The organism is Streptomyces sp. NPDC054847, from assembly GCF_053610925.1.
Map to the genome: position 1 here is coordinate 1 of NZ_JBSGZJ010000071.1, position 5,941 is coordinate 5,941.

General features: G+C 72.1%; 4 protein-coding genes. All 4 read left to right on the forward strand.

Annotation, left to right across the window (positions count from 1 at the left end):
• Nucleotides 1-2,088 (forward strand): FtsK/SpoIIIE domain-containing protein (locus tag ACWGH4_RS11035; protein WP_453458532.1); only part of this gene is annotated, 2,088 nt, incomplete at its 5' end.
• Nucleotides 2,089-2,297: 209 nt separating this feature from the next.
• Nucleotides 2,298-3,662, forward strand: a complete 1,365-nt coding sequence (locus tag ACWGH4_RS11040) for an extracellular solute-binding protein (protein ID WP_441265451.1) — start codon at nt 2,298-2,300, stop codon at nt 3,660-3,662.
• 4 nt (nt 3,663-3,666) lie between these two features.
• Nucleotides 3,667-5,013 carry a carbohydrate ABC transporter permease gene (locus ACWGH4_RS11045; protein WP_453458536.1) on the forward strand — a complete coding sequence of 449 codons (1,347 nt, stop codon included), beginning with the start codon at nt 3,667-3,669 and terminating at the stop codon, nt 5,011-5,013.
• Nucleotides 5,010-5,909 (forward strand): carbohydrate ABC transporter permease, encoded by a 900-nt coding sequence (locus ACWGH4_RS11050; protein ID WP_453458539.1) that lies wholly within the window; start codon nt 5,010-5,012, stop codon nt 5,907-5,909. Before ACWGH4_RS11045 ends, ACWGH4_RS11050 begins: the two co-directional genes overlap by 4 nt.
• Nucleotides 5,910-5,941: the final 32 nt, after the last annotated feature.

The following is a 5,941-nucleotide window of genomic DNA, read 5'->3' on the forward strand; positions in this document are numbered from 1 at the left end:
CCGCAGGAGAGCGGCGCGGCCGGCCCCGCGGCCCGCTCGGCCGCGCCCACCGTCGAGAGCTGGCCCGACCCGGCTGCCGTGCTGCTCACGGCGCTGGGCCCCGGCCCCAGGCTGTGGGAGCGCGGCCCGCGGCACCCCGAGTCGCTCGTCGTCCGGCTCGGCACGGCGGACCGCGCCGAGCTGCCGTCCGTGCCCGTGACCGTCGCCCTGAGGGAGGCCGGGTCGCTCGGCCTCGCCGGTCCGCGCGCGCGGCTCGCGGGCCTCGCCAGGTCCGCCGTGGCGCAGCTCGCGGCGCTGCACTCGCCCGGTGAACTCGAGATCGTGCTGATCAGCGCGGACCGGGCCCGGTCCCTGGAGGAGCGCAAGGCGGAGTGGTCCTGGCTCGGCTGGCTGCCGCATCTGCGCCCGGCCCACGGCCAGGACTGCCGGCTGCTGCTGGCCTACGACCGCGACCAGGCCGCCGCCCGCGCCGCGGAGCTGACGCGCCGCCTGGACGACGGCCCGCTCGGCACGGGCTGGGCGAGCGCCGACTCCCGGGCCGTCGCCGAGGCCGCCGCACGCCACGACGGCCCTCGGACGGTCGTGATCGTCGACGGGGATCCCGGCTCGGCCGTGCTGCGCGAGACCACCGCCCGCCTGGCCGGTGCCGGCCAGGCCGCCGGGATCCATCTGATCTGCCTGGCGGAGACGCCCGCCGCCTCCCCGCTCTCCCCCGTCGCCGCCACCTACGAGTCGGCCTGCGCCGCGTCGCTGCCCTTCCGTGAGTGCGGGGCCGCGGCGCTGCTCAGCGGGGACGTGGCGACCGCGCTGCGTCTGATGCGGGTCGCCTCCGGGCAGCCCGCGGGCCATGGCACGGTCGGCGTGGTCGACGCGGTGTCCGCCGCCTGGGCGGAGCGGTTCGGGCGGGCGCTCGCCCCGCTGCGCGCCGAGGGCTCGAGCGTGCAGCCCGGCAGGACGGCGGTGCTGCCGCAGTCCGCCCGCCTGCTGGACGAGCTGGAGCTGGCACGGGCCACCCCCGCCTCGCTGATGGCGCGATGGGCGGCCGCCTGCGACGGCACCGTCGTCCTCGGCGCCGGTCCCCGCGGCCCGCTCGCCGTCGACCTGGCGCAGGAGGGCCCGCATCTGCTGATCGAGGGCCCCGCCGGCAGCGGCCGTACGGAACTGCTGCGTTCGGTCGCCGCGTCGCTGGCCGCGGCGGGCCGCCCCGACCGGCTCGGCCTGCTCCTGGTCGACGGGGCCGGCGGAGAGCGCGGCGAGGGGCTGGCCGTCTGCACCGAACTGCCTCATGTGACCGAGCACCTCGTGGCCAGCGACCCGGTGCGGATGCGGGCGTTCGCGCAGGCGCTCGGCGCGGAACTGAAGCGCCGGGCGGCCGTGCTGGACGAGGCGGGCGTCACCGACTTCGCCGAGTGGCGCACCCGGAGGGAGGTCGCCGGCCGGATGGTGGGTCAGCGGACGTCACCCGAAGCCGCCGACCAGCGGGGCGACATCGACTCGCCCTCGTCGGGGACGCTCAGGCTCCGTCCCGGCGGGCGTACGCGGAGCCAGGGACCGGATCCGCTGCCGCGTCTGGTGGTGCTGGTCGACGACTTCGACGCGCTGGTCGCCCCGGCGCTGGGGAGCCCGGGCCGGCCGGCGGCTGGTTCGGTCGTGCGGGCCCTGGACGCGGTGGCAAGGGACGGCGCACGCCTGGGCGTCCACCTCGTGGCCACGTCGTCGCGGCCGGACCGCACGGCGGACACGGAGCTGGCGGAGGGCGCGCGGCTGCGTGTCGTGCTGGAGGCGCCGCCGGTCGCGCCCGGCCCTGAAGACCCCGCCCCGGGCCGGGGCAGGCTGGGGCATCCGGACGGCCGCGTCACGCCGTTCCAGAGCGGCCGGGTGACCGGGCGCATCCCGCGTACGGCCACCTTGAGACCCACTGTCGTTCCGCTCGAGTGGGAGCGGATGGGCGATCCACCCACCCGACGCCCCGTCCGGGAACTGGGCAACGGGCCGACCGACCTGGCGCTGCTCGCCAGTGCGCTGGAGCGCGCCGCGCGGTCGGTGGACGCGGCGCCGGTGGGGCCGCTGACACCGGCTCATCCTTGAGTGGCGGCGCTGGGGCCATTTGACCTGACATCACGTCACGAGGGCATCACGAAAGAGTGATAGAGGCCGGGGGCGGTATTGCGACACCCGTAGCGCGGGCGTAGACCTGTCGGCACGAACCGGCAACGGGACGCCGGACAACCGGTCCGGCGCAGCGGGACAGCGCAACAGGTCAGTCGGAAGCAGCGCACAGGAGAGACGGGGCAGTAATGCGCAGAACTCTTCGTACGGGCAGGGCCGCAGTGATGTTCGCCGCGATCGGCGCTCTCGCCCTCACCGGATGCGGCGGCGGCAGCGACGGCGGAGAGCCGGGGGACGGCGGTCCGACCAAGGGCACCCAGTCGCCCTCATCGGTCCAACTGCCCAAGCTGAACGGCGAGAAGATCCAGGTCGCCGCCGTATGGAGCGGCCCGGAGCAGGAGAACTTCACCAAGGTCCTGGACGAGTTCGAGAAGCGCACGGGCGCGCAGGTCACCTTCGTCCCCGCGCAGGACCCGATCGTCAACTTCCTCGGCACGAAGATCGCCGGCGGCAGCCCGCCCGACGTGGCGATGCTCCCTCAGGTCGGCGCGATCCAGCAGGCGGTGGCGCGCAAGTGGGCCAAGCCCGTCGGCGCGGAGGCCAAGGAGCAACTGGCGAAGAACTACTCCAAGGGCTGGCAGGACCTCGGCGCGGTCGACGGCACGCAGTACGGCGTGTACTACAAGGCCGCGAACAAGTCCCTGATCTGGTACAACAACGCCGTTTTCGAGAATGCCGGGGCCACGCCGCCGAAGACCTGGAAGGACTTCATGTCCACGGCGGAGACGATCTCCGCCTCGGGTGTCACGCCGGTGTCCATCGCGGGAGCGGACGGCTGGGTACTGACCGACTGGTTCGAGAACGTCTACCTCTCCCAGGCGGGCCCGGAGAAGTACGACCAGCTCGCCAAGCACGAGATCAAGTGGACCGACCCGTCGGTGAAGGACGCCCTCACCACCCTCGGTGAGCTGTTCGGCAAGCCGAACCTGATCGCGGGCGGCACGGACGGCGCCCTCCAGACGGAGTTCCCGGCGTCGGTCACCCAGACGTTCAGCGGCGGTGACGCCCCCAAGGCCGCGATGGTCTTCGAGGGCGACTTCGTGACCGTCAACATCGCGCAGACCGACGCGAAGATCGGTACGGACGCGAAGGTCTTCCCGTTCCCGGCCGTCGGCGCGGAGCCTCCGGTGGTGACCGGCGGGGACGCGGCGGTGGCGCTGACGGACAGCAAGGGCGCCCAGGCGCTGCTGACGTTCCTGGCTTCGCCCGACGCCGCGGCGATCCAGGCGGCGGCCGGCGGCTTCATCTCGCCGAACAAGTCGCTGGACGTGGCCGCGTACCCGAACGACGTGCAGCGGGACATCGCGAAGGCGCTGATCGCGGCGGGCGACGACTTCCGCTTCGACATGTCGGACCAGATGCCGCAGTCGTTCGGCGGGACGCCCGGCAAGGGCGAGTGGAAGATCCTCCAGGACTTCCTGAAGAACCCGAAGGACGTCGCCGGCACCCAGCAGCGGCTGGAGGCCGAAGCGGCCAAGGCGTTCAAGAGCTGAGGCCGTGCCTGCCGTAACAGCGGGGGGCCCGGCTCGTCCGGCGCCCCCCGCGCGTCAGCGTAAGAGCGTGACAGGAACACGTAAATTAGTCGCGGCCGGCTTTCTGCTGCCCGCGCTCGTGCTGCTGGGCGCGCTCGTGGTCTACCCGATCGGGTACTCGCTCTACAGGTCCTTCTTCGACCAGTCCGGCGCCGGCTTCGCCGGGCTCGACAACTACGTGGAGATCTTCACCGACGACACCATCCTGACCGCGGTCAAGAACAACGCGATCTGGGTCGTCGTCGCACCGACGGTCTCCACCGCCCTCGGTCTGATATTCGCCGTGCTCACCGAACGGGTCCGCTGGGGCACCGCGTTCAAGCTGATCGTCTTCATGCCGATGGCGATCTCGATGCTGGCGGCGGGCATCATCTTCCGGCTCGTCTACGAGCAGGACCCGGAGCGCGGTGTGGCCAACGCGGTCTGGGTGGGCGTGCACGACACGTTCGAGGAGTCGGCCGGATATCCGCGGGCCCGGCCCCTGCCGGTGCACCCGCTCGAGGCGGCCGGCGGCGGTGCGTTCGTCACCAAGGAGCCGGCCTCCGCCGGAACACCGGTGCAGCTTCCGCTGGTCGGCGTGGCGCCCGCGAAGATGCCGTCCGACGCGGAACCCGCCAAGGCGGCAGAGCCGGGCGACGGCGAGATCCACGGCACCGCCTGGCTCGACTTCACCCGGGGCGGCGGCGGCAGACCGAACGTCGTCGACACCCAGGAGCTCGGGCTCAAGGGCCTCAAGATCGAGGCGGTCAAGGACGGCAAGGTGGTGGCGGACACCCGTGCCGCCGCCGACGGCACCTTCACCCTCCCGGCCTCCGCCGACGGCGCGCTGCTGCGGCTGCCCGCCGACAACTTCCGCGAGCCGTACAACGGCGTCGACTGGCTCGGCCCGTCCCTGGTGACGCCGGCGATCATCGGCAGCTACGTGTGGATGTGGGCGGGCTTCGCCATGGTGCTGATCGCGGCCGGTCTGGCGAGCGTGCCGCGCGAGCTCCTGGAGGCGGCACGCGTCGACGGCGCCAACGAATGGCAGGTGTTCCGGCGGATCACGGTGCCCCTGCTGGCGCCCGTGCTCGCGGTCGTCCTGGTCACCTTGATGATCAACGTGCTGAAGATCTTCGACCTGGTGTTCATCATCGCGCCGGGCTCCTCCCAGGACGACGCCAACGTCCTCGCCCTCCAGCTCTACCGCTCCTCCTTCGGCACCGACGCGGACCTGGGCCTCGGCAGCGCGATCGCGGTGCTGCTGCTTCTGCTCGTGCTGCCGGTGATGTTCTTCAACGTCCGGCGGATGCGAAGGGAGACCCGGCGATGAGCACGAGCGACACCGCGGTGAAGAGCGGCTCCCCCGTCAAGGCCAAGCAGTCCGTCGCCGCCCGGATCGCGGCCGCCGCGGGCGGCGGCGCGCTGCGCGTCTTCCTGATCCTCGCCGCCCTGTTCTGGCTGATGCCCACCATCGGCCTCCTGCTCTCCTCGCTGCGCGACAGCGGCGACATCGCAGCGAGCGGCTGGTGGAAGGTGTTCACCGCCCCCGCCGAGATCACCACCGAGAACTATTCACGGCTGCTGCAGAACGAGACCATCACCGATTCCCTGCTGTCCACGGTGGTGATCACGGTCCCCGCCACCGTGCTGGTCGTGGTCATCGGGGCGCTCGCCGGATACGCCTTCGCCTGGATGGAGTTCCCCGGCCGCGACTGGTGGTTCATGGTCGTGGTGGGCCTGCTGGTGGTCCCCGTGCAGGTCGCGCTCGTCCCCGTGTCGGAACTCTTCGGCGTGATCGGCATCTTCGAGACGACGATCGGCGTGGTCATCTTCCATGTGGCCTTCGGTCTGCCGTTCGCCATCTTCCTGCTGCGGAACTTCTTCGCGGAGATCCCACGGGAGCTGCTGGAGGCGGCCCGGCTCGACGGCGCGGGCGAGATCCGTCTGTTCACCCGCGTCGTGATGCCGCTGGGCGCCCCGGCGATCGCCTCACTCGGGATCTTCCAGTTCCTGTGGGTGTGGAACGACATGCTGGTCGCGCTGATCTTCGCCGACTCGGAGAGTGCCCCGATCACCGTCGCGCTCCAGCGTCAGGTACGGCAGTTCGGCAACAACATCGACGTCCTCGCGCCCGGCGCGTTCCTGTCGATGATCATTCCGCTGGCGGTTTTCTTCGCCTTCCAGCGCCAGTTCGTCTCCGGTGTGATGGCGGGCGCCGTCAAGTGACCGGCTGACGGACACCGGCGACGGCACACCGT